Annotated in this window: 25 protein-coding genes; 9 read left to right on the top strand and 16 right to left on the bottom strand. The window is 66.3% G+C overall.

Going from position 1 to position 26,370, the window contains the following annotated elements; genetic code table 11:
* The coding region (locus ACLFQI_RS01770) for a hypothetical protein (protein ID WP_410757079.1) at positions 1–187 on the top strand (187 nt) is incomplete at its 5' end.
* Positions 188–230: 43 nt separating this feature from the next.
* Here ACLFQI_RS01770 and bchJ read toward each other — a convergent pair.
* From bchJ to bchF, 13 genes are all read right to left on the bottom strand, one after another.
* Complete coding sequence (bchJ, locus tag ACLFQI_RS01765; protein ID WP_410757078.1) at positions 231–830, bottom strand: bacteriochlorophyll 4-vinyl reductase; 600 nt, start codon at positions 828–830, stop codon at positions 231–233.
* Entirely contained in the window at positions 827–2,155 is a 1,329-nt protein-coding gene (hemN, locus tag ACLFQI_RS01760) for an oxygen-independent coproporphyrinogen III oxidase (RefSeq protein WP_410757077.1), read from the bottom strand. Before hemN ends, bchJ begins: the two co-directional genes overlap by 4 nt.
* A 158-nt stretch (positions 2,156–2,313) precedes the next feature.
* Entirely contained in the window at positions 2,314–3,126 is an 813-nt protein-coding gene (gene puhE / locus ACLFQI_RS01755) for a putative photosynthetic complex assembly protein PuhE (RefSeq protein WP_410757076.1), read from the bottom strand.
* A 15-nt stretch (positions 3,127–3,141) separates the two neighbouring features.
* Positions 3,142–3,645 (bottom strand): photosynthetic complex assembly protein PuhC, encoded by a 504-nt coding sequence (gene puhC, locus ACLFQI_RS01750; protein WP_410757075.1) that lies wholly within the window; start codon positions 3,643–3,645, stop codon positions 3,142–3,144.
* A gap of 34 nt (positions 3,646–3,679) precedes the next feature.
* Positions 3,680–4,393 (bottom strand): photosynthetic complex putative assembly protein PuhB, encoded by a 714-nt coding sequence (gene puhB / locus ACLFQI_RS01745; protein ID WP_410757074.1) that lies wholly within the window; start codon positions 4,391–4,393, stop codon positions 3,680–3,682.
* Positions 4,390–5,163: a photosynthetic reaction center subunit H gene (gene puhA / locus ACLFQI_RS01740; protein ID WP_410757073.1), complete on the bottom strand. Its 774-nt coding sequence runs from the start codon at positions 5,161–5,163 to the stop codon at positions 4,390–4,392. The genes puhB and puhA overlap by 4 nt, the downstream gene beginning before the upstream one ends.
* A 26-nt stretch (positions 5,164–5,189) precedes the next feature.
* A complete protein-coding gene (locus tag ACLFQI_RS01735; RefSeq protein WP_410757072.1) occupies positions 5,190–6,662 on the bottom strand; it encodes a BCD family MFS transporter in 1,473 nt (490 codons plus the stop codon).
* Between the two features lie 2 nt (positions 6,663–6,664).
* Positions 6,665–7,375 (bottom strand): magnesium protoporphyrin IX methyltransferase, encoded by a 711-nt coding sequence (gene bchM / locus ACLFQI_RS01730; protein WP_410757071.1) that lies wholly within the window; start codon positions 7,373–7,375, stop codon positions 6,665–6,667.
* Positions 7,376–7,397: 22 nt separating this feature from the next.
* Positions 7,398–8,387, bottom strand: coding sequence for a ferredoxin:protochlorophyllide reductase (ATP-dependent) iron-sulfur ATP-binding protein (gene bchL, locus ACLFQI_RS01725; RefSeq protein WP_410757070.1), 990 nt, complete (start codon positions 8,385–8,387; stop codon positions 7,398–7,400).
* A complete protein-coding gene (locus tag ACLFQI_RS01720) occupies positions 8,384–12,211 on the bottom strand; it encodes a magnesium chelatase subunit H (RefSeq protein WP_410757069.1) in 3,828 nt (1,275 codons plus the stop codon). Before ACLFQI_RS01720 ends, bchL begins: the two co-directional genes overlap by 4 nt.
* On the bottom strand, positions 12,186–13,775 hold the full coding sequence (bchB, locus tag ACLFQI_RS01715; protein ID WP_410757068.1) for a ferredoxin:protochlorophyllide reductase (ATP-dependent) subunit B: 1,590 nt from the start codon (positions 13,773–13,775) through the stop codon (positions 12,186–12,188). The genes ACLFQI_RS01720 and bchB overlap by 26 nt, the downstream gene beginning before the upstream one ends.
* A gap of 22 nt (positions 13,776–13,797) precedes the next feature.
* The gene (locus tag ACLFQI_RS01710; protein ID WP_410757080.1) at positions 13,798–15,084 is read right to left on the bottom strand and encodes a ferredoxin:protochlorophyllide reductase (ATP-dependent) subunit N; all 1,287 of its coding nucleotides are present in this window, start codon (positions 15,082–15,084) and stop codon (positions 13,798–13,800) included.
* Positions 15,085–15,098: 14 nt separating this feature from the next.
* Positions 15,099–15,620: a 2-vinyl bacteriochlorophyllide hydratase gene (gene bchF, locus ACLFQI_RS01705; protein WP_410757066.1), complete on the bottom strand. Its 522-nt coding sequence runs from the start codon at positions 15,618–15,620 to the stop codon at positions 15,099–15,101.
* A 543-nt stretch (positions 15,621–16,163) separates the two neighbouring features.
* Between bchF and ppsR the strand changes: the two genes are divergently transcribed.
* The 7 genes from ppsR (at position 16,164) to pufA (ACLFQI_RS01670) (ending at position 21,484) form a co-directional block, all read left to right on the top strand.
* Positions 16,164–17,567, top strand: a complete 1,404-nt coding sequence (ppsR, locus tag ACLFQI_RS01700; RefSeq protein WP_410757065.1) for a transcriptional regulator PpsR — start codon at positions 16,164–16,166, stop codon at positions 17,565–17,567.
* Between the two features lie 114 nt (positions 17,568–17,681).
* Positions 17,682–18,662 (top strand): chlorophyll synthase ChlG, encoded by a 981-nt coding sequence (chlG, locus tag ACLFQI_RS01695; protein WP_410757064.1) that lies wholly within the window; start codon positions 17,682–17,684, stop codon positions 18,660–18,662.
* 89 nt (positions 18,663–18,751) lie between these two features.
* Positions 18,752–20,008: a geranylgeranyl diphosphate reductase gene (locus tag ACLFQI_RS01690; protein ID WP_410757063.1), complete on the top strand. Its 1,257-nt coding sequence runs from the start codon at positions 18,752–18,754 to the stop codon at positions 20,006–20,008.
* 596 nt (positions 20,009–20,604) lie between these two features.
* Positions 20,605–20,748, top strand: a complete 144-nt coding sequence (gene pufB, locus ACLFQI_RS01685; RefSeq protein WP_410757062.1) for a light-harvesting antenna LH1, beta subunit — start codon at positions 20,605–20,607, stop codon at positions 20,746–20,748.
* 40 nt (positions 20,749–20,788) lie between these two features.
* Complete coding sequence (pufA, locus tag ACLFQI_RS01680) at positions 20,789–21,010, top strand: light-harvesting antenna LH1, alpha subunit (protein ID WP_410757061.1); 222 nt, start codon at positions 20,789–20,791, stop codon at positions 21,008–21,010.
* 92 nt (positions 21,011–21,102) lie between these two features.
* Positions 21,103–21,246, top strand: coding sequence for a light-harvesting antenna LH1, beta subunit (pufB, locus tag ACLFQI_RS01675; protein WP_410757060.1), 144 nt, complete (start codon positions 21,103–21,105; stop codon positions 21,244–21,246).
* Between the two features lie 61 nt (positions 21,247–21,307).
* Positions 21,308–21,484, top strand: coding sequence for a light-harvesting antenna LH1, alpha subunit (gene pufA, locus ACLFQI_RS01670; protein WP_201246702.1), 177 nt, complete (start codon positions 21,308–21,310; stop codon positions 21,482–21,484).
* A 224-nt stretch (positions 21,485–21,708) separates the two neighbouring features.
* Here the strand turns inward: pufA (ACLFQI_RS01670) and ACLFQI_RS01665 are convergent, their stop codons facing one another.
* From ACLFQI_RS01665 to ACLFQI_RS01655, 3 genes are all read right to left on the bottom strand, one after another.
* Positions 21,709–22,221 (bottom strand): SixA phosphatase family protein, encoded by a 513-nt coding sequence (locus ACLFQI_RS01665; protein ID WP_410757059.1) that lies wholly within the window; start codon positions 22,219–22,221, stop codon positions 21,709–21,711.
* Positions 22,222–22,353: 132 nt separating this feature from the next.
* Positions 22,354–23,232, bottom strand: coding sequence for a fructosamine kinase family protein (locus ACLFQI_RS01660; protein ID WP_410757058.1), 879 nt, complete (start codon positions 23,230–23,232; stop codon positions 22,354–22,356).
* Between the two features lie 147 nt (positions 23,233–23,379).
* Positions 23,380–23,976 carry an HNH endonuclease gene (locus tag ACLFQI_RS01655; protein WP_410757057.1) on the bottom strand — a complete coding sequence of 199 codons (597 nt, stop codon included), beginning with the start codon at positions 23,974–23,976 and terminating at the stop codon, positions 23,380–23,382.
* A gap of 127 nt (positions 23,977–24,103) precedes the next feature.
* Here ACLFQI_RS01655 and ACLFQI_RS01650 point away from each other — a divergent pair.
* A partial coding sequence (locus ACLFQI_RS01650; RefSeq protein ID WP_410757056.1) for a primosomal protein N' occupies positions 24,104–26,370 on the top strand: 2,267 nt, incomplete at its 3' end.

Below are 26,370 nucleotides of genomic sequence, written 5' to 3'. Positions count from 1 at the left end.
CGCGCGTCTGGTCGCCACGCGAGCGGGCATCGCCGGCGGGCTCGAAGCCCAGCAGCGCGAGCTACTGATCCACTGCATCCTGCAGCGGCGCGAACCGGAGGTGACGATCGGCGCGTTCGGGTTCAGCGGCCGTGCCGAGCTGCTTCAGCGGCTGCGCGTTGCCATCGGCGCCCTGCGCGACTGCTGAGGGTTCGTCTCCGCGCGGCGGGGGAATGGCGATCACCGCGCCCCTACCAGCGCATCTCGAACACGCAGGCCTCGGCACCCATGGCCTGACACTGGGTCTCGATGACCTGGGTCTTGCGGTGGACCAAGGTGGTGAAGAGCCGCTCGAAGGTGCCGCGGTAGAAATCGCAGACCGGCACATCGGCCTGGCTGCCGCGGCAGAGCGGACAGTCCTGGATGCGCACCTGCACCGGGCGGCCGATGGTGTAGCTGAAATCGCCGCTGCCGGAGAAGGTCCAGGCATGCTTGCCGACGGCCTTGAGCAGCAGGGCGCTGGCCGGCCCTGGCGGCAAGAGCTTGAGGAGCCGCTGGGCGGGCCTGGGGATGCGATGCGCGAGCAGATAGTCGCCGGTGCGCAGTCCGGCATCATGACCGATGCCGCGCGCCGTCTCGGCGTCGAGCTGGGCGCGCAGGGCCTGCTGCAGCGCGGTCACATCACGCTCGTCGACCATTGCCTCGGGCGGCTCGTCGAGGTAGTGGGTCAGGCCGGCGGCGCCGAAGACATCCGCGGCGGAGCCCCGCGCGGCGACCAAGGCCTCGGCCACGCGGGTGATGGCATTGGGGCCGATGCGCGCAACCGCACCGCTGTCGTCGAGCGGGCTCATAGGCTGCGCGAGAAGTGCCAGCGCGAGCGGTCCCACTCGAAGTAGGCCCCATGCTCGCTGCAGAGGGTGCGCAGGAAATAGCGCCCGGAGGGGGTGATGCGCAGCCGGTCGGACTCGATCTGCACCAGACCGTCCGAGGCATAGCTGGCGAGACGCGCGTATTCATCGTCGAGACAGCCGGCGGCGATCTCGGCCGGCAGCTCAAGATTGCAGATCATGTGCTCGATCGCGTCGCGCCGGCGCCGATCGCGGTCGCTGACGCGGTGCCCGCTCGCGACCGGCAGCTGGCCGCGTTGCACCTGCGCGGTCCAGGCATCGATCTCGACCTCGTTTTGCACGCAGAGCCCGTTGACATCGCCGATGGCGGCGCTGCCGAAACCGAGCATGTGATCGGTCTCGATGCCGGTATAGCCGATGCAGTTGCGCCGCAGTCGTCCTTCCTCTTGCGCGATCGCGAGTTCGTCGGTATCGAGCGCGAAGGCATCGAGCCCGATCCAGGCATAACCGGCGGCGGTGAGGGTGTTCACGGCACGATGGAACAGGACCTGGCGATCGATTGCCGACGGCAGCCGATGCGCCTCGATGGCGTACTGATGGGTGCCGCGCGCCGTGGTGCGCGCATAGCCAAAGCAGGAGAGTCGGTCCGGCGCCAGCTCGACGATGGCATCCAGGGTGTCCTGGAAGCTCGCCTCGGTCTGCTCGGGCAGGCCATAGATGAGATCGAAGCCAATCGTCTCGAAGCCGGTCTCGCGCGCCATCGCATAGACATCGCGGATCAGGTCGATCGACTGCATCCGCCCGATGGCGCGTTGGACGCGCGGGTCTAGGTCTTGGACGCCGAAGGTGACGCGTCGGTACCCCAGCGCATGCAGCAGATCGAGCTGGCCCGCCGAGGCGCGCCTGGGATCGCACTCGATCGAGAGATCGGTATCCGGGATGATGCGGAAACGGCGTTCGACGATCTCCGTCAGCCGGGTCAGTTGGGAGTCGTTGAGGTAGTTCGGGGTGCCGCCGGAGAGGTGCAGTTGCAAGACATCGTGCTGGCCCTGGAGATGCTGGTTGACCAGGGCCATCTCCTGGTCGAGCGCATCCAGGTAGCGGTCGATCCAGCCCGTGTCATGGGTCACGGTGGTGTTACAGGCGCAATACAGACAGCGGCCGGGACAGAAGGGGATGTGGATGTAGAGCGAGAGGGTCTCGTCCGGATGCTGGGCGATCTCTTCGAGGGCGTCCTCGTACTCGGCGCTGTCGAGTCGGTCGATCCAGGACGCTGGTTGATTGGCGGATTGGGCGTACAGTGGTCCAAGTTCAGCGATTCGTGCCAATTGTTGGGATGAAACCTCCGTTGGCGCAAAGCTGGACATGAGCGAACCTCAGTGATGCGTGAGCTTAAGGAGCGGCGACTGTGACACCGGCGGCACCTCCATGCAAACTAACTTAGTGAACCATGACGGTGCAGGCTTTGATGCATATCAACCAGCGGCTAATCAACCCTTTGCTTATAGACCAGGCCCGGTTCCGAATCGGTATTGGCGCGATCCCCCGAGGTAGTGACCCAGCGCCACAAGGCGGCATCGGCCAAGGGCAGGACCAAGAACCAGTGCTCGAGGATCGCCAGCGCCAACAGGGTTGCGGCCAGAATCAGCGAAACCCCGGCAAACTCGGCGGTTGGAAGCTCCAAGGCCGCTTCGACGAGCAACGACATGACCACGGTCGCGACACTCACCGAGATCGGAAACAGCAGATTCATCGGGCGCTTGCGCAGATAGCTGGTGATGAAGCGCACATGCTCTGGCAGCCAATCCTCGTTGAGATTGGGCACGCCCAGAAAGAGATTGAGCTTCGCGCTCCAACGCATCAGCCAGAGGATGACGAAGGTCCAGGTGCCCAATTGGTTGGCCGCGTCCCAGGTCAGCGCGATCAAGACCGCCGCGATCAGCAACAACAGGAGTTCGTGATAGAGGCTGGTGCCTAGTGCCAGCAGGAAGCGGCGCCAGCCCGTGCAACCCAGAGGACAGGGCTTTTTGTGGGGACCGGTGATCAAGCCCATGAAGTAGACCATCTCCAGCCAACCCCAGACCAGGACGCCAGCGGTGAAGCCAAGATAGGCCCCCCAGAGGTCATAGCGATCGCGCACCAGATAGATCGCCACCACCAGCAACAGCATCAATCCCGTTGCGGCGATCAAACTCGTCTTATAGGTGCGCGCCGGAAGCCCGTTGAGATAGAGGATGACGCCAGTGCTGAACCACCACAGGAACAACGCGTAGCCGATCGCTAGAGCATAGCTCGACATACGGTCGCCGGAACCTTAGTCGCGGGCGTCTGCGGCAACGACATCGGCAAGCGGCTTGGGCTCGCTGCGTAGCAGCGGATAGAGGGTCGCCAGGTTGGTCGGCCCGAAGGCGCGCAGATCGATTTCGGTGCCGACGCTGGGATCGCGGAACACCAGCCTGCCGTCCTCGAGCAGCGCCAGTTGGTAAGGGGCATCGAGCGGAAGATCGCGCGCCTGGCGACCCCGCACCATGCCGCGCATCATGCCCATCGCAAAGCCATGTTCGCCGGATTTCAGCAGGCCCACCACCGCGTCGCGATCGGCCCCCTGCGGGCCCGGCAGGGCGACCATGGTGACCCCGTCGCCGAGATCCTCGAAGACCAGTTCCCGGGCCTCGAGGACCGGCGCATAGGGCACCTCGGCGCCGCCCATGCCGGTGAGTCTGACCATCGCCACCGCCAGGATCGCGAACCCGATCAGGACTGCGGCGCCAATCAACACACCGCGTGGAAAGGGGCGGCCCTCGAATGGGTCGCTCATCGCTGTCCTCCTCGCAGAGCGCGCTGACGACCGCTCACCGACCACCCGCCTTCGCCGGCGAAGGCGCCAACCCCGCATCGCTCATCGCCGCGTTCGTCTCCCGCTGACGCGCCTCTTGAGACGCTTCTTGTACCGACTCAGGCGCGGACTCGGTCCCCTCCGCCGTCTCGGCACTGGCCGAACGCAGGGCCTCGGCCAAAATCTTGGCCACCTGTGCGGCGTCCGGAATGCCACGCAGCATCGGTTGCGGATTCGAGAATCGCCACGGACGCACATTGGGCCACATGATCAGATAGCTGACCTTCTGGTCCTCGCTGAGCACCAACGGGATATCGCCAGAGCCATCCGGATAGGTCCGCAGACCGGCACTCTCAATGCTCTTGAAGGGAATATTGACCGCCATCGGCAGCGCGACGCCAAACCGAATCACCACCCGCCGATCGGTGATGCTATAGACCGTCGAACGGCTGTAGAGCCAGGCCAGCAGGGTGAGAATGCCGACCGCCAGCAGCGCGAGGGTGACCATCCATAGGCTCCAGAGCACGGCATCGCGCAACGCGATGCCCTCGGCGATGAGCACCGCCAAGCGCAACAGCATCAACAACACGAAGTAGAAGGCAACCGTGCGGACATAAAAGGCGCGCCTAGCAAGGACGCGCCAATGCGGCGCGCCCTGCCAACGAAGCGCCTCCCCCGGGGGGAGGTGCTCCGGCAAGCCGTGAACCGGCTCGAAGGCGAACTCACTCACAGAAGAGGCTCCGCGCGCCCTGGAGTGGCATATAGGGTTCCGCCGCCATAGTAAGCGGTGACCATGTCTTCTTCGCGCATGGTGATCTGATCCTTGCTCTTCAGGGTCGGCGCGCCGGCGAACTGGGCGCCGGTGATGCTGTTGACGTCGACATAGCCCTTCTTGCCCTTGACCACGCACATGGTGATCGGCAGCAGCACGCGCTTGCCGCCAGCGGCCTCGACCTCGAGATAGCGAATCTGCGGCTCGGAACGATCGACCCAAAGCTCCTTCACGGTCCCGCCCTGGGCGCCGTCGCAGCCACGCACCGGCATCCCGCGCGGATCGGGATCCTTACCGACCACCGCGAAGTGCTTGGCGACGCTCATCGGCACGATGCGCGGGCGACCGTCGACGGTGAGATCGGGCTCTTCCAGACGCATGGCGTAGGAGCCGGGGCCGACATTGGCCTTCATCGGATCGCCCACCGGTGCCAGCGGAGCGCCGGGTAACGGCGAGACGGGTTCGGCGTTGATCTTGTACTGCGGCTGATCGGGACCGGGCTTCACCACCTTGGTGCCGGTATGCGGCATGGTGAAGGTCTTCGGCTTCGGCATCGGCGGGAAGCCGGAGTTCAGCTTGGTGCCGCGCGGGGTCTCGGTCTCGAGCGGATACCCTTCGCGCTTGTCTTCGCGGCGAAGCCAGAACACGAGCCCGAAGAAAAACAGCCAGAACGTCCAAATCGTGATCTGGGCGGCGTCGATGTAGTGGGTAACGGCTTCAGTAGGCATCGGATAACCTCCGGTAGCGGGTTGACTTAAGGAAGCTCGGTGAGTCCGAACTTCGAGGAAGACCGCGCAGCATGACCGCCCTTCAGGGCAAGCGGTCCGAGTGCGATCAGGGTGGCGAAAAGCAGCAAGATCTCCAGGTTATAGACAAACGCATAGCCGACGGCTGGACCCATCAGGGCCTCACCGAGGGCCCCCGTGGAGGCGATTGTGGTCACGAGATCGCGCAACGTGCCGCCAAGGAACATGGCAAGACCATAGGCGGTCGCCTGGACCGCGCCCCAAGCCCCCAGCGCAAGGCCGCTGCCTTCAACATCGGCCAAATTCATTGCTGCGGTCAGGGTGCCCACCGCGAAGAGGCCGCCGCCAAAGCCGATCAAGAGCGCACCGAAGCGGAACAACAACGGCGAGCCAAGCGGATCGGCGGCGATCACGGCGGCGAAGGCGAGTATCCCGATCAGTGCCCCGATGGCCGAGAGGCGATAGTAGTCGGCTTGGCGCCCGAGCAAGTAAGCCGAGAGACCGAATGCGGCCAAGGTGCCGAAGGCCCAGATCGCCGTCAGCCGCGTGGTCTGCGACACCGTCAGCCCGAGCACCTGACCGCCATAGGGCTCGAGCAGGATATCCTGCATCTGGAAGGCGGCGGTGCCGAGCGCGAGCGCGACGAGCAAGCGCGCGGCATCCCCGGCGCGAATGAATTGGGCCCAGGTCTCCCTGAACGTCGGTCGCTCCTTGTGCGCGGCGCGATCGGCCTTGATCTGCTCGGCGCGCTCGGAATTGACCGCCTCCTGCTTCCAGAGCGCGATCATGTTGAACGCAATCGCCACCAGCGCCGAGCCCTGCAGCACGCCGATCAGGCGTCCATTCGCCTGCGCCTCGGACATCTCGTTGAAATCGCTCAGCAAGGCGCCGTAGGCCAGCGAGGCCAGCAGCATGCTCAGATGCAACACCACGAACAGCAGGGCGATGACCCGTGGGCGCTTGTCCTCGACCGAGAGGTCGGTCGCCAAGGCCAGGCCCGCGGTCTGGGTGGTATGCAGCCCAGCGCCGGCGATCAGGAAGGCCATGCCGGCGGCGAGCCAGGTGACGAAGGTCGGCACGCTGCCGCCTTCGGCCATCAGCAGCAGGGCGAAGGGCATGATCGCCAAACCGCCGAATTGCATCAGGGTTCCGAACCAGATGAACGGCACCCGGCGCCAACCGAAGGCCGACTCATGGATATCGGATTTGAAGCCGATCAGGGCCCGGAACGGCGCCGCCAGCACTGGCAGCGCCACCATCAGGCCGATCAGCCAGGGCGGCACGCCCTTCTCGACCACCATGACGCGGTTCAGGGTGCCATAGAGCAGCACCATCATCATGCCGACCGAGGCCTGGAACAACGATAAGCGCAGCAGGCGCCCGATCGGCAGCTCCTTGGTCGCCGCATCGGCGAATGGCAGGATCTTGGGCAGGACTTCCTGGTAGAAGACCTGCTTCAGTTCATCCAACGAGGCCGCCATAACTACGTGTCCTCCTTGCGCCGGCGCAGCTCAAGCGCCTGCGAGGTGTAAAAGCCTTGCGCAACCCGCTCGCAGTGGCCGATCTCCCAGCCGTCGAAGCGCGCCGCGCCTTGAATGCGGGCGCGCATCGCCTTCTCGGCAATCGGGACGATCGCCGGCGAGCGATCGCTGCGCGGAAACCACTGCCCGACCGCATGCATGACGGCCAGCGCCGGCGTGCGGGGGGCAAAGGTGAAGAGCACCGAGACGCGCGCGCGCTCGGCAAAGCCCGCGATCACGTCCAGCGCGTCATCGGGCTCGTAATGGATGATGCTGTCCATCGCGACGATATGATCGAAATCGCCCTGCCCCGGCGCCAGCATGTCGCCGACGGCGAATTCGATGCGTCCCGGCAGATCGCTTGGCACGTGCTCGCGCGCATGCGCGATCAGCGTCGGCGACAGGTCCACGGCATAGACCTCGGCGCCCCGGCGCGCGGCCTCGACCGACAGCAGGCCGGTGCCGCAGCCGGCATCGAGCAACCGCTTGCCGCTGAGATCGGCCGGCAGCCAATCGAGCAGCATCGCGCGCATGCGCTCGCGACCGGCGCGCACGGTGGCGCGAATGCCGCTCACCGGCGCATCCGAGGTCAGGCGCTTCCAGGCCTCGGCGGCGGTGCGGTCGAAATAGGACTCGACCTGATCGCGGCGTTCTTGGTACGAAGGGTTGGGCATCGGGATCACTTGCTCACTTGGCTCAATCGAAGCCCAGGAAATCAAACAGATCACGGTCACGCATCGGTGTCACGTCCAGTGGCTCGGAACCGGCCAGCAACGCCTCGGCGAGCTGCAGGTACTGTCCTTGCGCGTGCTCGACATCGGCCGCGGGCTCCATCTCGAACAGGGTCGCCTTGCGCAGCCGCGAGCGGCGGATCACATCGAGCGACGGCAGATGCGCCATGGTCTTGAGCCCGGTCGCCGCATTGAAGCGATCGATCTGATCGGTCTCGTCGCTGCGGTTGGCGATGACGCCGCCGATACGCACCTTGTAGTTCTTGGCCTTGGCCAGGATCGCGGTGGAGATGCGATTCATCGCGAAGATCGAATCGAAGTCGTTGGCGGTGACGATCAGCGCCCGATCGGCATGTTGCAGCGGTGCGGCGAAACCGCCGCAGACGACATCGCCGAGCACGTCGAAGACGACGATATCGGTGTCATCGAGCAGATGATGCTGTTTCAGCAATTTCACCGTCTGACCGACGACATAGCCGCCGCAGCCGGTGCCGGCCGGCGGCCCACCGGCCTCGACGCACATGACCCCGTTATAGCCCTCGTAGACGAAGTCCTCGATGCGCAGCTCCTCGGGATGGAAGTTGACCGACTCCAGCACATCGATGACGGTCGGCACCAGGCACTTGGTCAGCGTGAAGGTGCTGTCGTGTTTCGGGTCGCAGCCGATCTGCACCACCCGCTTGCCGAGTTTCGAGAACGCGACCGAGAGGTTGGAGCTGGTCGTGCTCTTGCCGATGCCGCCCTTGCCGTAGATGGCGAAGACCTGCGCCTTGTCGATGCGCTCGCTGGGATCGAGCTGGACCTGCACGCTGCCCTCGCCGTCGAGCCTGGGATCGGCAAGCCGCGGTGCGCCGCGCTGGGGATCACCGCAATCGGGCGCGTCGCAGGAACCCGCCGCCGGCTTGTCGGGCTTGCCGCCGCCGTAGATGGTGGTGGGGAGGTCGTCGAGGGTCATGCGGCGACTCCTTCGGTGATGCCTTCGAGGCGGTCCTCGAGTTCCTCGCCGGCCTGGCGCAGGGCCTCCAGCGTCTCGGCATCCGGCGCCCAATAGTTGCGCTCATGGGCCTCGATCAGGCGCTGCGCGACCTTGGCCGAGGCGGTTGGATTGAGCGCCGCGAGGCGTTCGCGCATCTCCTCGTCGAGCACGAAGGTCTCGGTCATGCGCTGATAGACCCAGGGCGCGACCTGACCGGTGGTGGCCGACCAGCCCATGGTGTTGGTGACATGGACCTCGATCTGGCGCACGCCCTCGTAGCCGTGCTCGAGCATGCCCTCGTACCATTTCGGGTTCAGCATGCGGGTGCGGGTCTCGAGCGCGACCTGCTCGGCGAGGGTGCGCACCTTGCCGTCGCCGCGCGTCTGATCGCCGATGTAGACCGGCACGTCGCCGCCCTTGGAGCGACTCACCGCGCGGCTGATGCCGCCGAGGGTGTCGAAGTAATGGTCCACGGTGGTGACGCCGAGTTCGACCGAGTCCAGATTCTGATAGGCCAGCTGCACATCGCCGAGCACGCTCTTCAAGAGCTCGGCCTGGCGCACCGGGGCACCGGCGCGGCCGTAGGCGAAGCACTTACGTCTGGTGTAGGTCTCGGCCAGTTCGTCCTCCTCGTCCCAACCGCTGTTGTCGATCAGATGATTGACATTCGAGCCATAGGCGCCATCGGCGTTACTGAACACCCGCAGCGCGGCGGTCTCGAGGTCACAGTCGTGGGCCTGCTGATAGGCCAGCGTGTGCTTGCGCACGAAGTTCCGCTCAATCGGCTCGTCGGCGACCGCCGCCAGATAGGCGGCCTCTGCCAAGAGTTTAGTCTGGATCGGCAAAAGATCCCGGAAAATCCCGGACAGCGTCATCACCACGTCGATCCGGGGCCGCCCCAGCGTCTCCAATGACAGCAGCTCGGCGCCGCAGACACGGCCATAGCTATCGAGCCGCGGCTTGGCGCCGATCAGCCACAGCGCCTGCGCGATCGGACCGCCCTCGGTCTTGAGATTGTCGGTGCCCCAGAGCACCAAGGCGATCGACTCGGGCAACGCATTGTTGTCCGCGAGATGGCGGTCGAGCAGTTGTTGCGCGTGACGCGCGCCCTCGCGCACCGCGAACGGACTCGGGATGCGGAACGGATCGAAGCCATGCAGATTGCGACCGGTCGGCAGGATCTCGGGGGTGCGCAGCAGATCGCCACCGGGCGCCGGGCGCACGAAGCGGCCCTCGAGCGCGCGCAGGATCGCCGGCAGCTCGTGGTCCTCGCTGAGCAGCTTGTCGTAGCCGGCCAGGTCTTCCATCAGCTTCAGGCTGGCCTCGGTGACCTCCATGCCGCCCTTCTGCAAGGCCAGGGCCGGGGCGCCACCATTGACCAGGGCGTCCACGGCCTCGCGCGTCAGCGCGACCGGCTGCTCGGGATCGATGCGCGACTCGGCCACCGCCATCAGCATGTCCAGCCGCTCGGTCGGACTCGGCGGCTGACCGACCACATGCAGCCCGTGCGGGATCAGGGTGTATTCGAGTTCGAGCAGCTCATCGGTCAGGCGTTGGATGCGCTCGCCGGCGCTGGCATCCCATTCCGGCTCGTCGTCGGAGGCCAGGGTCGCCAGGTCGAGTTCGGCCGCTTGCGCCTGGATCAGCGAGGCCAGCTCATTGCGCTCGTCGACCGGCGTCTCAGGGTCCAAGCCGCGCCAGCGCTCGATCGAGCCCTTGAGATCGACCAGACCGCGATAGAGCCCGGCATTGGCGATCGGCGGGGTCAGATAGCTGATCAGGGTCGCCGCCGCCCGGCGCTTGGCGATGGTGCCCTCGGAGGGGTTGTTCGAGGCGTAGAGATAGAGATTGGGCAGGTCGCCGATCAGACGATCCGGCCAGCAACTGCCGGACATCCCGGCCTGCTTGCCGGGCATGAACTCGAGCGCGCCGTGGGTGCCGAAGTGCAGCACCGCATTGGCGGCGAAGTCCTCGCGCAGGAAGCGGCAGAAGGCGCTGAAGGCATGCGTCGGCGTGAAGCCCTTGTCGAACAGCAGCCGCATCGGGTCGCCCTCGTAGCCGAAGCTCGGCTGCACGCCGACGAAGACGTTGCCGAACTGCTCGCCGAGCACGAAGATCGAGGAGCCGTCGCTCTGCTGCTTGCCCGGCGCCGGCCCCCACTGCGCCTCGATCTCGGCCAGATAGGGCTCGCGGCGGACGTGATCGTCGCTCGGGATGCGGGTGAAGACGTTGGCATGGGCGCCGTATTGGGCGGCGTTGCCGTTGATGATGCGCTCGCGCAGTGCGTCGACGCTGTCCGGCACCTCGACCCGATAGCCCTCGTCCTTCAGCCCCTGCAGGGTGCGATAGAGCGAGGCGAACACCGACAGATAGGCGGCGGTGCCGGTATTGCCGGCATTGGGCGGGAAGTTGAACAGCACGATCGCGAGCTTGCGCTCGGCGCTCGGCGTCTGGCGCAGCTTGATCAGGCGCGCCACGCGCGCGGCCAGGGTGTCGGCGCGCTCCGGATGCGGCTGCATGTCGCGGGTGCGATCATCGCCGGCCGCGGCCGAGCGGCCACCGAAGACGATCGGGCCGGTCGAGCCATCGAGTTCCGGGATCGCCACCATCATGGTCGCCTCGACCGGCATCAGTCCGCGCTCCGAGGCCTGCCATTGCTCCAGGGTCTGGAACTCGACCGGATGCGCGGCGAGATAGGGCACATCGAGCCGCGCCAGCACCTCTTGGGCCGCGGCCGCATCGTTGTAGGCCGGCCCGCCGACCAGCGAGAAGCCGGTCAGCGAGACCACCGCATCGACCACGCACTGACCGTTGCGGAAGAAGAACTTGTCGACCGCCGGGCGCGCATCGAGGCCGCTGGCGAAGGCCGGGATCACGCGCAAGCCGCGCGCCTCGAGCGCCTTGATCACGCCATCGTAGTGGCCGGTGTTGCCGGCCAGCACATAGGAGCGCATCACCAGCAGCCCGACGGTGCCGGTGGCGCCCTTCTTCGCCGGCAATCTGCTGATCTGATCGGTGATGCGGCCCTTCATGCGCGGATGAAAGACGCCGACCTCCGGATACTCGGCCGGCGGCTCGGCCTTGAGCTTGCCGCGCAGCCCCGCGCGCGGACCGGCGGCATAGCGGTCGACCAGCAGCCGGACCATGTTGGCGATGTTCTCGTCGGAGCCCGCGAGCCAATACTGCAACAGCAGGAAATAGGCACGCACATCCTGCGCGGTGCCGGGGATGAAACGCAGGATCTTCGGGATACGCCGCAGCATCGCCATCTGCCGGGCGCCGTCGCTGGCGTTCTTGTTGTCCTTGCCCTCCGCCGTGCGATTGCCGCGCAGCTTCTTCAGGATCGCCATCGGCCCGCTCTGGGAGCCGTCCATGGTGAACTTGCCGAGCCGGGTGAGACGCATGATCTCGCCGGCGGACATGCAACCGACCATCGCGTCGCACTGGTCGCGGCGGGCCTGCAACGCGGGCAGCACGGCCTTGATGTGATCCTCCATGAACAACATGGTGGTGACGACGATATCGGCCTTGGAGATATCGGCCCGGCAGCGCTGCAATTTGCACTCGCCATTCGCATGACAGCGACCGCAGAGATTGTCCTCGCGCGCGGTCCCGCCACAGCGTTCGAGACCGTCCTTATTGTCATCCCACTCGGCGGCCGCGTGCAGCGTCAGATTCAGCCCTGGCAACTGTTGCTTCAGGGCCGGCCGCGCGCGCTCGACCGCGCCCGCGAGATGGCTGTCCAGGGTGACAATGACAACGTTGACAGGTGTCGTCTCAACGACCGAAGTAGGCTTTGGCATCGTACAGTGTCTCGACCGTTATTCTGGCGACGTCGCGCTCGGCGGCGAAGCGTTCTGTGTTACGACGGGCCTTCCCGCGCACGAAGAAGGGGATCTTCTTCAGCTCCCGTTCGGCCTCGGGCTCCCACACAGGCGCGGCATCAGCCCCGATGCCGTCCGCGTTCGTGGTTGGCTCAACCGCGGCCGCGGACCGGGCCGATGCGTCTGCGCTTGCCACGGACAGCTTGCCGGAGCCGAGGTGGGAAGCGACCGCCTCGTCATGAAACTCCTCGTCTTCCCGGAACATCGTGATCAGATGCTCCTCCAGGCCCATCATCAGCGGATGCACCCAGGTATCGAAGATCACATTGGCGCCCTCGAAGCCCATCTGCGGGGCATAGCGCGCCGGGAAATCCTGCACATGCACCGGCGCCGAGATCACCGCGCAGGGAATGCCGGCGCGCTTGGCGATATGGCGCTCCATCTGGGTGCCGAGCACCAGCTCCGGGGCCAGCTCCAGCACCGCCGACTCGACCTCGAGATAGTCGTCGCTGATCAGCGCCTCGACCCCGTAGCGCTCGGCGGCGGCGCGCAGCTCGCGCGCGAATTCGCGGCTGTAGCTGCCGAGGCCGACGACCTCGAAGCCCAGCTCTTCGGTGGCGATGCGCGCGGCGGCGATGACATGGCTGGCATCGCCGAAGATGAACACGCGCTTGCCGGTCAGATAGGTCGAATCGACCGAGCGCGAGAACCAGGGCAGCCGAGTGCGGCCGGCGGCGATCGCGGCGCTGGTGTCGATGCCGGCGACCGCGCCGACCTCAGCGAGGAAATCGCGGGTCGCGCCGACGCCGATCGGGACGGTCTTCACCCAGGGTTGCTTGAACATCCGTTCGAGCCAGGCGCAGGTGCTCTGCGCAATCTCGGGGTAGAGGCAGATGTTGAAGTCGGCGTCCGGGATGCGCAGCAGATCCTCGGGCGAGGCACCGGCCGGGGCGCTGAGATTCACGTCCACGCCGGCGCTGTCGAGCAGTTTGGTGACCTCGGCGATGTCATCGCGGCAGCGGAAGCCGAGCGCGGTGGCACCGAGCAGATTCGCGCGCGGGCGCCGACCCGCGACGGCGGGATCGCGCTCGCGCGGCGGCTGGCCGCGCAGCAGACCGCGCACCAGCTGGAGAAAGGTCTCGCTCGCGCCCCACTGCTCCTTGCGCGTGAAGGCGGGCAATTCGAGCGGCACCACCGGACAGTCGAAGCCCATGCCTTGCGCCAAAGCGGCGGGTTGATCCTGCAACAGCTCGCCGGTGCAGGCCTCGCCGACCAGCAGCGCGCGCGGCTGGAAGCGCTCGACCGTCTCGCGCAGGGTCTTGCGCACCAGCTCGGCGGTATCCGCGCCCATGTCGCGCGCCTGGAAGCTGGTGTAGGTGACCGGCGGGCGCTTGGCCCCGCGCGCGATCATGGTGAACAGCAGGTCCGCGTAACTGTCGCCCTGCGGCGCGTGCAGCACGCAATGCACGCCCTGCATCGAGGCGGCGATGCGGATGGCGCCCATGTGGGGCGGGCCTTCGTATGTCCAGACAGTCAGTTGCATGCGATCGAATCGGACCGACGGATCAAAACGCGAGCCGCGCGCGGCGGTTGAGAGGGCGCACGAAGAGTTCGGCGAGATCAGCGGCCTGATCGAAGCCGTGCACCGGCGAAAACACCAGCTCGATCGACCATTTCGTCGTCAGCCCCTCGGCCTCGAGCGGATTCGCCAGACCGAGACCGCAGACGGTGAGATCGGGCCGATCCGCGCGCAGGCGATCGAGCTGGCGTTCCAGATCCTGGCCCTCGGTCAGGCGGACACCCGCCGGCAGCCAGTTCAGCTCGGCGCTCATCATACGCCGATCGAGATAAGGAACCCCGACCTCGATCAACTCCATGCCGCATTCGCGCTGCAGGAAGCGCGCGAGCGGGATCTCGAGCTGGGAGTCGGGCAGGAAACTGATGCGTTTGCCGGCGAGCTCTGCGCGATAGCGCTCGAGCCCGCGCTCGGCGCGCGCGACGGCCGGCGCCGTGACCTCCTCGACGCGCGCGGCGGGGATGTCGAAGGCGGCGGCGGCGGCGGCGAACCAGGCGCGCGTGCCCTCGATACCGAACGGATAAGGCGCCTCGATCAGGGTCGCGCCGCGCTCGACCAAGGCCGCCGCCGTGCCGCCGACGAAGGGCTGCGCGGCGAGCAGCCGCGTGCCGGGGCCGACCGGCGGCAGCTCGCTGCCACGCCGGGGCGGCAGGAAGTGCAACGCCGGGATGCCGAGCGCCTCGAACAAACGGCGAAACTGATCCTCGACCACATCGGGCAGGGTGCCGAGCACCAGCAGCGCGTCGGTTGCGCCCGTGGCCCCAGCCGCGGCCCGCGGCAGTTCCGGGACCAACGCGCTCAGGCAGGTATCCTCGCCCTGGGTGAAGGTGGTATCCAGACCGCTGCCGCTGTAGGCCAACACCCGTACCCGCCCCTGCTGCTCGCGGGCGAGGCGCGCGGCGGCGTTGTCGAGATCGAGCTTGATGACCTCCGACGGACAGGAGGCGACCAGGAACAGGGTGCCGATATCGGGGCGCCGCGCCAAGAGTTCGGTGACGACGCGATCGAGTTCCTCGTTGCAGTCGGCGAGGCCGGCCAGATCGCGGTCGCCCAGGATCGCGGTGGCGAAACGCGGCTCGGCGAAGATCATCACGCCGGCGGCCGATTGCAGCAGATGGGCGCAGGTGCGCGAGCCGACGACGAGGAAGAAGGCATCCTGGATCTTGCGATGCAACCAGACGATGCCGGCGAGGCCGCAGAAGACCTGGCGCTGCCCCTGCTCGTGCTCGATCGGGGGATGCGCGCCACAGACTGCCGACTCGGCGACCGGCGGCATGGTGCGCGCGCCGTTCATTCGGCGACCCCCAGCGTGGCGGCGTCTTCGGCATCGAGCCGCTGTGCGGAGAGACGCGCCGCGCGCAGTTTCAGGATGAACTGGGTGGCATTGATCACATAGGCGGCGTAGGCGGCCAGGGCCAGCAGCAGTTGCCCGCGCACCTCCATGAAGCCACCGAAGACCGCGACCAGATAGGCCGTGTGCAACGCCAGCACCAGCATGCTGAACACGTCTTCCCAAAAGAACGGGCGAGCGAACAGATACTTGCCGAAGACGACCTTTTCCCAGATCGATCCCGTGATCATGATCAAGTAAAGGATCAATGTCTTGATCACGACCGAGACCGTGGCCGCCGTTTCACCGGCGCCGGTCGCGAGATAGCGGATCACCAACACCAAGCTCACCAGGAACACCAGGAACTGCAGCGGCGCCAGGATGCCCTGGACGAGGGTCCAAGGGGTCTGGTCGCGCCGCTTGCGCTCCTCCGGCGTATACAGCGGTTGATGCCGGTCATGCCTTTTCTCGGGCTGACGCATTAGCCTCCTCGAACACTCTGTGGGATAGCCGTCGTACTAAGGAATCTAGTCCGCATCCCCAGATATGTCAACTCAGCTTAACGTAAAGAATACTTGACAGATCGACGTCGCCCGACTACCTAATAAGGGGTCACCGGCGTATGCGCCGTGCTGTCTGTGTGTTCGCTCGATCCCACCCCGGCCGAGCTGCGAGGTTTGGCAACACACCACCAGGCGCGAAGCGTCGAACGTTGCCCGCGGCGCCACGCAAGGCGTGGATCAATTCCCATGTAGAACCAATGGGCTTTGGTCTTTGCCCCGCGGGCTCGGCGGGAGGCCACCAACCCGCCACGGTAAAGGGGAGCCGAGGTGATGACGTGAAGCGAGCCGGTGCGGGAGCCATCCGACAGTCCGCAACGAGGATGACCGTTCAGACCTGCCGCGCCCGACGGAGCCTGGAGGCTGCGCGCGCCTCGGCCGGGAGCAGGCGATCAGGAGCAGGCGATCGTGAAGGCCTTTGACGCACCGCAAGCCACGCTCGGAAACCTCGACACGGAACGCGTCGTGAGACTGATCGCCTCGACCTCGGACATCGCCCTGATCCTCGACCAACAGGGGATCATCCGCGACCTCGCGCTTGGCAACGACGAACTCAGCGCGCAGATCGCCGATGACTGGGTCGGGCGTGCTTGGAGCGACACCGTCACCAGCGAGAGCCGGGCCAAGGTCGAGACGCTGATCGCCAATGCCCTGAACGACAGCGGCGTGCCGATCTGGCAGCAGCTCGCCCATGTCTCGCGCGGCGGCGGCGAGGTGCCGGTGCGCTACTGCGCCATGCGGCTGGGCAGTCGCGATCACCTCATCGCCGTCGGCCGCGACCTGCAAGGCTTCGCGGCGCTGCAGCAACGCCTGGTCGATGCCCAACAATCGCTCGAGCGCGATTATTGGCGGCTGCGCCAGCTCGAGACCCGCTATCGCCTGCTGTTCCGCTCGTCGTCCGACGCGGTGCTGGTGATGGACCCGGCCACCGGCAAGGTGGTCGAGGCCAATCCGGCCGCCAGCCAGCTGCTCGTCGCCGATCCGCGCCGCCTGGTCGGACGCCATTTCCCGGAGGGTTTCGACGAGGCCGGCACGCGCGCGATCGAGTCCCTGATCGCCGGGGTGCGCGCGGCCGGACGGGCGAACGAGGTGCGCGCGCGCCTGCGCAATGGCACCGAACTCAGCGTGTCGGCGGCCTTGATCCGGCAGGAGAACACCGCGCTGATCCTGCTCCGGCTGGCGCCGATCGCCCGCGCCAATGAAGGCTCGGCGGCGCCGAGCGAACCGCGCTCGCGGCTGGCGAAGATGATGGAGCGCGCGCCCGATGGCATCGTCGTGACCTCGCAGGATGGACGCATCCTGAGCGCCAATGCCGCCTTCCTCGACCTGACCCAGATCAACAGCGAGGATCAGGTGCGGGGCGAATCGCTCGATCGCTGGCTCGGACGCCCCGGCGTCGACCTCAATGTGCTGCTTGCCAATCTGCGCCAGCATGGTGCCGTGCGCCTGTTCGCGACCACAGTGCGCAGCGACTACGGCGCCAGCAGCGAGGTCGAGATCTCGGCGGTCGCGATCCAGAACGGCGAGCAGCCCAGCTTCGGCTTCATCATCCGCAACGTCGACCGCCGCGTCTCGGCCGACAGCGGCAACGAGCAGGCCCTGCCGCGCTCGGTCGAACATCTGACCGAACTGGTCGGGCGCGTGCCGTTGAAAGAGGTGGTGCGGGAATCCTCGGACATGATCGAGCGCCTCTGCATCGAGGCCGCCCTCGAACTCACCGGCGACAATCGCGCCTCTGCCGCCGAGCTGCTCGGGCTCAGCCGACAAAGCCTGTATGTCAAGCTGCGCCGTTTCGGTCTCAGCGAGGCGACCGGCGAGGGCGGCGGCGAGACCCCGGCGAGCCCTGCCAAGACGAGCCCCACCAAATAGCGACCGGCCTCTGCTTGCCGGGGATGGCCGACAGTGACGGAGGCGCCGTGCAAGCGCTGGCGAGGCCGCGCGCTTGACCTTGATCAGCGTTCAGCGAAGGCACGGCGCCAGCGAGTGACGCTTCGGGCTAAACTTGCGCGGTTTTCCGATTCAACCGACCTAGATGCGAAGCCCCGATCCATGATAGAGCCGGCCTCCTCCGCTACGGCGAACCGTCCCGAGCCCTCGGCCATCCTCGAGGTTCTGCACCCGATCACCTGGTTCCCGCCGATGTGGGCCTTTGCCTGCGGCGTGGTCTCCTCGGGCGCCTCGATCATCGACAATTGGCTGTTATTGCTTGCCGGCGTCATCCTCGCCGGCCCGCTGCTGTGCGCCACCAGCCAAGTCGTCAACGATTGGTACGACCGCGATGTCGATGCGATCAACGAGCCCAACCGACCCATCCCGTCGGGGCGCATCCCGGGCGACTGGGGCTACCGGCTCTCGATCGCCTGGTCGCTGATGTCGCTGCTGCTGGCGCTGGTGCTCGGCCCCTGGGTGTTCGCCGCCACCGTCGTCGGCCTGCTCCTGGCCTGGGCCTATAGCGCGCCGCCGTTGCGGCTCAAGCAGAACGGCTGGTTCGGCAACGCCGCCGTCGGCTTCTCCTATGAAAGCCTGGCCTGGATCACCGGCGCGGCGGTGATGCTCGGCGGTGCCCTGCCGGACGGGCGCATCCTCGCGCTCGCCGTGCTCTATGGACTCGGCGCCCACGGCATCATGACCCTGAACGACTTCAAGGCGATCGAGGGCGATACGCAGATGGGCGTGCGCTCGCTGCCGGTGCAGCTCGGCGTGCGCGGCGCGGCCTGGGTGGCCTGTATCGTCATGATCGTGCCGCAGCTCGTCGTCGTCGGCCTGCTGTTCGCCTGGATGCAGCCCGTGCATGCCGCCACGATTGCCGGCCTGGTGATGGTGCAGATCACGCTGATGGCGCGCTTCCTCGAAGACCCCATCGAATACGCGACCTGGTTGAGCGCCATCGGCGTCACGGTCTATGTCAGCGGCATGATGGTGAGCGCCTTTGCCGCGCGCGCGGCGATCGCCGCCGGTTCCTAGGCGCCGGTATCTCCAGCGGCCAACTGCGGGCACGCCGCAGCCCCCCATTCCAACAACAGCGAAACCGCTAGACCCCAAAGGTGAGACTGATGGCGAACTTGCAGACCTATGATGCCGTGATCGTCGGCGGCGGCCCGGCCGGTGCCACCGCAGCCACCGATCTGGCCAGGCGCAACCGCAAGGTGCTGCTGCTCGATCGCCCCGGCCGCATCAAGCCCTGCGGCGGCGCGATCCCGCCGAAGGCGATCGAGGAATTCGAGATCCCCGACGAGCAACTGGTGGCGAAGATCAACTCGGCGCGCATGGTGGCGCCGAGCGACCGCCATGTCGACATGCCGATCAACGGCGGCTATGTCGGCATGGTCGATCGCGAGCCGTTCGACGAATGGCTGCGCGAACGCGCCGCCGGCGCTGGCGCCGAGCGCCGTAACGGCACCTTCACCCGCGTGCTGCGCGACGAGGACGGCACCGCGCTGGTCGAGTTCCGACCCGCCGAGGCCAGCGATCGCAATGCCACCGAGACCCTGCGCGCGCGCGCGGTGATCGGCGCCGACGGCGCCATGTCCTCGGTCGCCAAGCAATGCGTGCCCGGCGCCAAGGAGTTGCCGCATGTCGCCGCCTATCACGAGATCGTGCGCTCGCCGGCGCCGACCGCAGGCCAGGGCCTGCACGACTTCGACCCGGCCCGCTGCGATGTCTACTACCAGGGCAAGCTCTCGCCCGATTTCTACGCCTGGATCTTCCCCCATGGCGAGACCACCAGCATCGGCGTCGGCACCGAACGCAAGGGCTTCTCGTTGCACGACGCGGTCGACCAACTGCGCAAGGAGACCGGGCTCGATCAGTGCGAAACCCTGCGCCGCGAGGGCGCGCCGATCCCGCTGCATCCGCTCAAGACCTGGGACAACGGTCGCGACGTCGTCCTCGCCGGCGATGCCGCCGGGGTGGTCGCCCCGGCCTCCGGCGAGGGCATCTACTATGCGCTGGTCGGCGGTCGTCTCGCTGCTGATGCGGTCGAGGAACTGCTGGTCACCGGCGACGCCAAGGCGCTCGCCAGCGCGCGCAAGCGCTTCATGAAGGCGCATGGGCGCGTGTTCTGGATTCTCGGCATCATGCAGCGCTTCTGGTACAAGAGCGACAAGCGCCGCGAGCGCTTCGTCAGCCTCTGCGACGACCCGGACATCCAGCACCTGACCTGGGAGGCCTACATGCACAAGCGCCTGGTCAAGGCCAAGCCCGCCGCCCATCTGCGCATCTTCCTCAAGGACATGGCGCACCTGCTCGGCATCGTCTCGCCCTGGCAGAAGGCCCCTGTGGCGCCGCCCGAGTCCAGAACCACCGACTGAGTCCAGGGACAGCCACAGGCCTTCCCATGCCCGCGCGTCGCGTGCTAGCCAATGCCTGGCTCATGACAGCGGGCTTCCCCTCCCCGTCCCCGTCCTCCGTCTGCGCCGCGTGGCGCCGGCCAGCCCCTGCCGGTCCCTGGTCGACTCCCAGGCCAGAGGGCCGCAGAGAGGACCGCGGCATGCAGGGCATGCCGCCTCCTCGTCCTCAAAAACGCAGCCACGCCCGCCAGTGGCCACTCAAGCGTCTCGGCAACGCGAAGCCCCCGGTCGGCGCGCGATCGCACCATCCGCGACTGTCAACCGGGTCCATCTCAGCATTATCTTACATCCGTGTAATCAATATTTTTTCATTTCATAACAAGAAGTTATCCGAAAAAAGAGCGGCCGGAACCAGAAACCGGAAAAGAATCTGTACATTTGGGTTGACATTCAGAGCTGTCAGACTAAACTGACAGCCATGGAAACACGAACTGGCCAACGGAAAGGTTCCCGGCACCGCCGGTCGTATCGTTCGACGCGACACCCGATGTCGAGTCGAGTCCCGCCGCACGCACAGGTGCGGCATTGTCAACAAACCCTTAACGGAGGGTATGTAAATGGCTGACATGAAGAGCCTTTCGGGTCTCACGCCTGAGCAAGCAAAAGAATTCCACGAGCAGTTCAAGGTCACCTACACGGCGTTCGTCGGTCTCGCGGCTGCCGCTCACCTCCTGGTGCTGATCTGGAAGCCTTGGTTCTGATCGCTTCCTACTGAACTGAACATCATTAGAGGATTTACCCATGTTCCAAGACGTCTTCAACTACAAGCCACAAGAACAGGACTATCGGATCTGGCTGGTTCTGAACCCAGCGGTTTGGCTGGTGCCGATCCTGATGTCCGTGTTCGTGCTCGGCATCCTGATCCATGCCCTGCTGTTCTCGGTGAGCCCTTACGGTGAGTACTGGGGCGGAAGCTCCGAAGCCGCTACCGAAGAAGCTGCGCCAGCCCCGGCTGCCGAGTAAGAAAAGACCTCTATCGACAGCTGACATCCGCAGTGTCGTAACCTACGCCCTGGCATATCCAGCGGCATCTACAATCGTTCAGGAGTCAACCAATGGCCGAACAAGCTAGCCTCTCGGGCCTCACCCCCGATCAAGCAAAAGAATTCCATGAGCAGTTCAAGGTGACCTACACCGCATTCGTCGGTCTCGCCGCAGTTGCTCATATCCTGGTTCTGGCTTGGAAGCCCTGGTTCTGATCATTCGCTGATCGAACCCGCTTCAAGCATCACATTTATCTCTGAACAAGAGGGCTGAACAATGGCCGAACAACAAATCCCGAAACCGAAAAATCCTGAAGACGACTGGAAGATCTGGTTGGTCCTGAATCCTGCGACCTGGCTGGTGCCGATCCTGATGTCCGTGTTCCTGCTCGGCATCCTGATCCATGCCTTCCTCTTCACCGTAAGCCCTTACGGTGCGTACTGGGGCGGTTGATCAAACCGACTCGATACGCGGTGGCAGACTGATTCATGCAGCCGCCACCGACCGCTGATCGGACAAGAGTCAATATCTGACTCGATCAGATCAGCCGCGATCCCAGGATCGCACTGAGCGCCGGCTCTGCGGCTCTCGCCACTCTCCCCCAAGAGAGTGCGAGTGAACGCAGAGCCGGCGCCAGCGTTTGGGCAAGAAAAAACCCCAAGCGCCGACCCGAAGGCCTACTTCAGCGCCTTGGGTCGCAGCAGGGTCAGCAGCAGCGCGCAGCCCGGCTCGAGCGCGCGCCAGTCGTCCGGCATCTCCAAGCGCGCCAAGGCTGCGGTCGGCAGCAGCTTGCCATCCTTCGGCTCATCGAGATCGCCATCGGCGAGATATCTGAGCAGGGATTCGAGACCGGGATTGTGTCCCACCAGCAGGACCGAGGCCGGCGCCTGCGTATAGGCCGCGAGCACTTGCAGCAAATGCTCCAGATTCGCCTCATAGATCGCCGCTTCCCAGCGAATATCGCGCTTATCGTAGTCGAGTCCCTTGCAGACCTTGAGTGCGGTCTTGCGCGCGCGTTCCGCCGGTGAGCTGAGGACGAGGTCCGGCACCAGCCCTTCCCGATACAACCATTCGCCGATGCGCGGGGCATCGCGCCGACCTCGTTTTGCGAGCGGACGTTCGAGATCGGAGGGGGCGTCGCTGTCCCAATCGGACTTGGCGTGACGCAGCAACAACAGCTCGCGAGGCATGAAAGGGAATCATTGGGCGGACGGGGAAAGGTGCGAAGCGGTTTTTTAACATAACCGTAACCAAAACAAAACCGGCACTTGCGCAAGCGCCGGGAGGACGCGCCTCGTTTGCCTCGGCGAGGTGCGAATCCCTCAACCCAACTCGGAGAGGAGCTGGTCGATCATCGCCTCGGCCTGGCGCAGGTAGCCGCCGCCGAACAGATTGAGATGATTGAGGATGTGGTAGAGGTTATAGAGCCGTTTGCGCACCGGGTAGCCGGGAGCGAGCGGCCAGGCCTCCTCGTAAGCGGCGCGAAACTGGCCGCCGAAACCGCCGAACAGCTCGGTCATCGCAAGATCGGCCTCACGATCGCCGTAGTAGCAGGCGGGATCGAAGATCACCGGCTGCCCGCCCTCGGCGTAGCCCAGATTGCCGCCCCACAGATCGCCATGCAGCAACGAGGCCGACGGGGCGTGATCGAGCAGCCCGGCGAGCCCCTGCCGCAACCGCTCGCCACGCTGCTGCAAGCGCCCGCGATAGCCATTGCGCGCGGCCAATCCAAGCTGAAATCCGAGCCGCTGCTCGGCCCAGAAAGCGACCCAATCGTCACGCTCCGCGTTAGGCTGCGGGGTGGAGCCGATGGTGTTATCCCGATCCCAGCCGAAGCGCTCGCGCGTGGTGCGATGCATGGCCGCCAACTGCCGACCCGCGGCGGCGGTGTCGCCACGCGCGCCGCCGAGATCGATGTGCTCCATGGCGATGAAGGCCTGCTGGCCAATCCTTCCGGTACAGATCGGTGCGGGCACCCGGATACTGTTGGTCGCCGCCATCTCGGCGAGTCCCGCGGCCTCCGCCTCGAACATGGCGAGCAGATCGGCGCTGTTGAGCTTCACGAACACGCGCTGCTCGCCCGCGCCGAGAACCACGGCCTGATTGATGCAGCCTCCGCCAATGGGCTGCGGCCGCCCGGGCGCGAACGCTCGCCCGCTCGCCGCGCTGATCCGCTCCGCGATGGCTTGCCAGTTCGTCATCGAACATCGCTCCTGCTAGCCGGCTCGTGCCGCTAGCCTCACTGAGTCGCGGGCTGATTGTCTCCCCTTTCGAGGCTGGACGGACCGCCGCCGTCGACTCGGGAAACGGTTGCTGGACAATTGCTCGGGCGATCTCCGTCAGTCGCCCTAGGCATCGGCCAGACGCCTGAGCAATGGGCTCGTGCGCGGAAAGTGCGCGCGCAGAAACGCCATCTGGTCGGCCAGCACGTTGCGGCCCATCAGATAGATATACTCGACATGGGTCGGCGTGAACGGCACCGCGAGCAGCTGCATCCCGGCATCCTCGGGCGTGCGACCGGCCTTGTAGTTGTTACAGCGCACACAGGCGGTGACGACATTGTTCCAGTCGTCGGCACCGCCGCGACTCACCGGCCGCACGTGATCGCGCGAGAGATGGCGCGCGGAAAAGCGTCCGCCACAGTAGAGACAGAGGTGATCGTCGCGCTGGAACAGGGTGCGGTTGGACAGCGGCGGCACATAGTCATCGGACATCTTGGTCGGCCCATGCTGGGCCCCGTGGGTCGCGATGATCGAATGAATCCGCAGCTCGCTGCGCGCTCGGGTGTGGGCATTGATCCCCCCCCTCAGCAAGAGCATGGGGTGACCGCAGGCATAAGCGACATGGCCGAGAAAGTAGAGTCTGGCGGCGGCCTTGTAATCGATCCACTCCAGTGGCATACCGGCGAGATCGGTGCGCAGGATCTGTTGGCTGAGTGACAACATAGCTCGGAAACCTGGGCTCGGGATCGAGAGGGATTCGACAGCGACCAGACCGTCGCGGCAATCATACACGCTTGCGGATTTCGGGCAAGATGGGCGTCTTTTCAGCATCGCGACGGGAGAATCGTTCTTGGCGATCGTTCAAGTGGCCATTGCCGCGCCCTTGCCGGAGGTCTTCGACTATCTGCCGTGCGCGCAAGAGGCCGCTTGCGACCTTGGCCGGCGCGTGCTCGTGCCGTTTGGACGCAGCCGCCGCGTCGGCATGATCGTCGCCCGTCAGGACCGCTCAGAGATCGCCCCCGAGCGGCTCAAGCCGATCGAGTGTTGCCTCGATCCCGAGCCCTTGCTCGGAACCGACGACCTCGCGCTGATCCGATGGGCGGCCGACTACTATCGTTGTCCACTGGGCGAGGCCATCTTCAGCGCCCTCCCCGCCCGCCTGCGCCGGCCCGTGCCAAGCAATCCCGGTCCCAGCCACGAGGCCCGGATCAAGGGTTGGCGTCCGCGCCTGGCCGGCGCCACAGCACCGCCAGAGCGCTTGTCGCGCGCGCCGCGCCAGGCCGCCGCGCTCGCGCTCCTGCAAGCGTGCTCCGGCGGACTCGATGACGCCGCGCTACGCGAACAACTCGGCGACTGCCGCGCCATTCTCAAGGCCCTCGCCGAGAAGGGGCTGATCGAGCGCTGTTGGCTCGCGCGCTCCGGCATCGCCCAGGATCCCGCGTCCAGTGTCCTCCCCGTCCCGGCTGAGGCCGCGCCGCGCGCCACCGACCTGGAGAGCACGTCGGGCCCGACGCTCAACGCGGAGCAACAAACCGCCATCGCCGCCGTGCATGAGGCGCAAGGTTTCCAGTGTTTCCTGCTCGATGGCGTCACCGGCAGCGGCAAGACCGAGGTCTATATCCGACTCATCGGCGCGGCGCTGGCGCGGGGCCGGCAGGTGCTGGTCTTGGTGCCCGAGATCGGCCTCACGCCGCAGCTCGCCGAGCGCTTCGCGCAACGCCTCGACACCGAGCGCGTGGTCCTGCACTCCGGGCTTGCCGAACGCGAGCGCGAGCGCGCCTGGCAACGCGCCGCGTGCGGCCAGGCGCGACTGATCCTCGGCACGCGCTCGGCGATCTTCACGCCACTGCCCGACCTGGGGCTGCTGATCGTCGATGAAGAGCACGATGTCTCGCTCAAGCAGCAGGAGGGCTTTCGCTATTCGGCGCGCGATCTGGCCGTGCGCCGCGCCCAGATCCGCGACTGCCCGGTGCTGTTGGGCTCGGCGACGCCCTCGCTGGAGACGCTGCGCAATGCCGAGCGCGGGCGTTATCGGCATCTGCGCCTGCGCCGGCGCGCCGGTGGCGCCAAGCCGCCGCGCTTCCTGGTCGTCGACGTGCGCTCGCAACCCTTGGTGACCGGACTCTCGCATGCCTTGCTGACGCGCATGATGGCGGTGATCGAGGCCGGTCAGCAGGTGTTGCTGTTCCTCAACCGTCGCGGTTTCGCGCCCGTCTTGACCTGTCACGACTGCGGCTGGATCAGTGTCTGCCAACACTGCGATGCGCGCATGACGCTGCATCGCAACCGCGGCCTGCTGATCTGCCATCACTGCGGCGATCAACGCGCCTTGCCGGTGCACTGCCCTGCTTGCGAATCGCCCGATCTACGCCCGCTCGGGCAAGGCACCGAGCGGGTCGAGGATAGCCTGCGGCAGCGCTTTCCCGGCATCCCGCTGGCACGCATCGATCGCGACAGCACGCGTCGCAAGGGCGAACTCGAGCGCTTGCTCGCGGCCGCGCGCGATGGCGCTTATCCGCTCCTGCTCGGCACCCAGATGCTGGCCAAGGGCCATCACCTGCCCGGCGTGACCCTGGTCGGCATCCTCGACCTCGATCATGGCCTCTATGGCAGCGATTTCCGCGCCACCGAGCGCATGGCGCAACTGCTGATCCAGGTCGCGGGCCGGGCCGGGCGCGCCGAGCAGCCCGGCACCGTGATGCTGCAAACGCGCCACCCCGAGCATCCGCTGCTGATCCGATTATTGCGCCAGGGCTATGGCGCCTTCGCCGCCGCCGCGCTGGCCGAGCGCGCCGAGGCCGGGCTGCCGCCGTTCAGCTTCCAGGCCTTGCTGCGCGCCGATAGCCGGGTCGAGCAACAGGCGCTCGATTTCCTGCGCGAGGCGCGCGCGCAGGTGCTGGCGCTCGAGCCCGGGCCCGTGCAGGTCTGGGGACCGGCACCGGCGAGCATGGAGCGCCGCGCCGGGCGCTTCCGCGCCCAACTGCTGTTGCAGTGTGCTCAGCGCGCGCCCCTGCATGCGTTGATCGACCGCTTGCTGCCGTCCCTGCGCGCGCTGAAGAGCACGCGCGGAGCGACCAATCGCCAGGTGCGCTGGAGCATCGATGTCGATCCGCAAGA

The sequence above is a fragment of the Halochromatium sp. genome (assembly GCF_046541315.1).
Classification (GTDB): Bacteria; Pseudomonadota; Gammaproteobacteria; order Chromatiales; family Chromatiaceae; genus Lamprobacter.
Note: the sequence above shows the minus strand (reverse complement) of the source record. Positions and strands in the feature narration are given on the sequence as shown.

Bases quoted from the DNA above. Each gene is read 5' to 3' on its own strand.
- bchJ (WP_410757078.1), bottom strand. From the start codon at position 830: ATGAGCCCGCTCGACGACAGCGGTGCGGTTGCGCGCATCGGCCCCAAT.
- puhE (WP_410757076.1), bottom strand. From the start codon at position 3,126: ATGTCGAGCTATGCTCTAGCGATCGGCTACGCGTTGTTCCTGTGGTGG.
- puhC (WP_410757075.1), bottom strand. From the start codon at position 3,645: ATGAGCGACCCATTCGAGGGCCGCCCCTTTCCACGCGGTGTGTTGATT.
- puhA (WP_410757073.1), bottom strand. From the start codon at position 5,163: ATGCCTACTGAAGCCGTTACCCACTACATCGACGCCGCCCAGATCACG.
- ACLFQI_RS01735 (WP_410757072.1), bottom strand. From the start codon at position 6,662: ATGGCGGCCTCGTTGGATGAACTGAAGCAGGTCTTCTACCAGGAAGTC.
- bchM (WP_410757071.1), bottom strand. From the start codon at position 7,375: ATGCCCAACCCTTCGTACCAAGAACGCCGCGATCAGGTCGAGTCCTAT.
- bchL (WP_410757070.1), bottom strand. From the start codon at position 8,387: ATGACCCTCGACGACCTCCCCACCACCATCTACGGCGGCGGCAAGCCC.
- ACLFQI_RS01720 (WP_410757069.1), bottom strand. From the start codon at position 12,211: ATGCCAAAGCCTACTTCGGTCGTTGAGACGACACCTGTCAACGTTGTC.
- bchB (WP_410757068.1), bottom strand. From the start codon at position 13,775: ATGCAACTGACTGTCTGGACATACGAAGGCCCGCCCCACATGGGCGCC.
- ACLFQI_RS01710 (WP_410757080.1), bottom strand. From the start codon at position 15,084: ATGCCGCCGGTCGCCGAGTCGGCAGTCTGTGGCGCGCATCCCCCGATC.
- bchF (WP_410757066.1), bottom strand. From the start codon at position 15,620: ATGCGTCAGCCCGAGAAAAGGCATGACCGGCATCAACCGCTGTATACG.
- ACLFQI_RS01690 (WP_410757063.1), top strand. From the start codon at position 18,752: ATGGCGAACTTGCAGACCTATGATGCCGTGATCGTCGGCGGCGGCCCG.
- pufB (WP_410757062.1), top strand. From the start codon at position 20,605: ATGGCTGACATGAAGAGCCTTTCGGGTCTCACGCCTGAGCAAGCAAAA.
- pufA (WP_410757061.1), top strand. From the start codon at position 20,789: ATGTTCCAAGACGTCTTCAACTACAAGCCACAAGAACAGGACTATCGG.
- pufB (WP_410757060.1), top strand. From the start codon at position 21,103: ATGGCCGAACAAGCTAGCCTCTCGGGCCTCACCCCCGATCAAGCAAAA.
- pufA (WP_201246702.1), top strand. From the start codon at position 21,308: ATGGCCGAACAACAAATCCCGAAACCGAAAAATCCTGAAGACGACTGG.
- ACLFQI_RS01665 (WP_410757059.1), bottom strand. From the start codon at position 22,221: ATGCCTCGCGAGCTGTTGTTGCTGCGTCACGCCAAGTCCGATTGGGAC.
- ACLFQI_RS01660 (WP_410757058.1), bottom strand. From the start codon at position 23,232: ATGACGAACTGGCAAGCCATCGCGGAGCGGATCAGCGCGGCGAGCGGG.
- ACLFQI_RS01655 (WP_410757057.1), bottom strand. From the start codon at position 23,976: ATGTTGTCACTCAGCCAACAGATCCTGCGCACCGATCTCGCCGGTATG.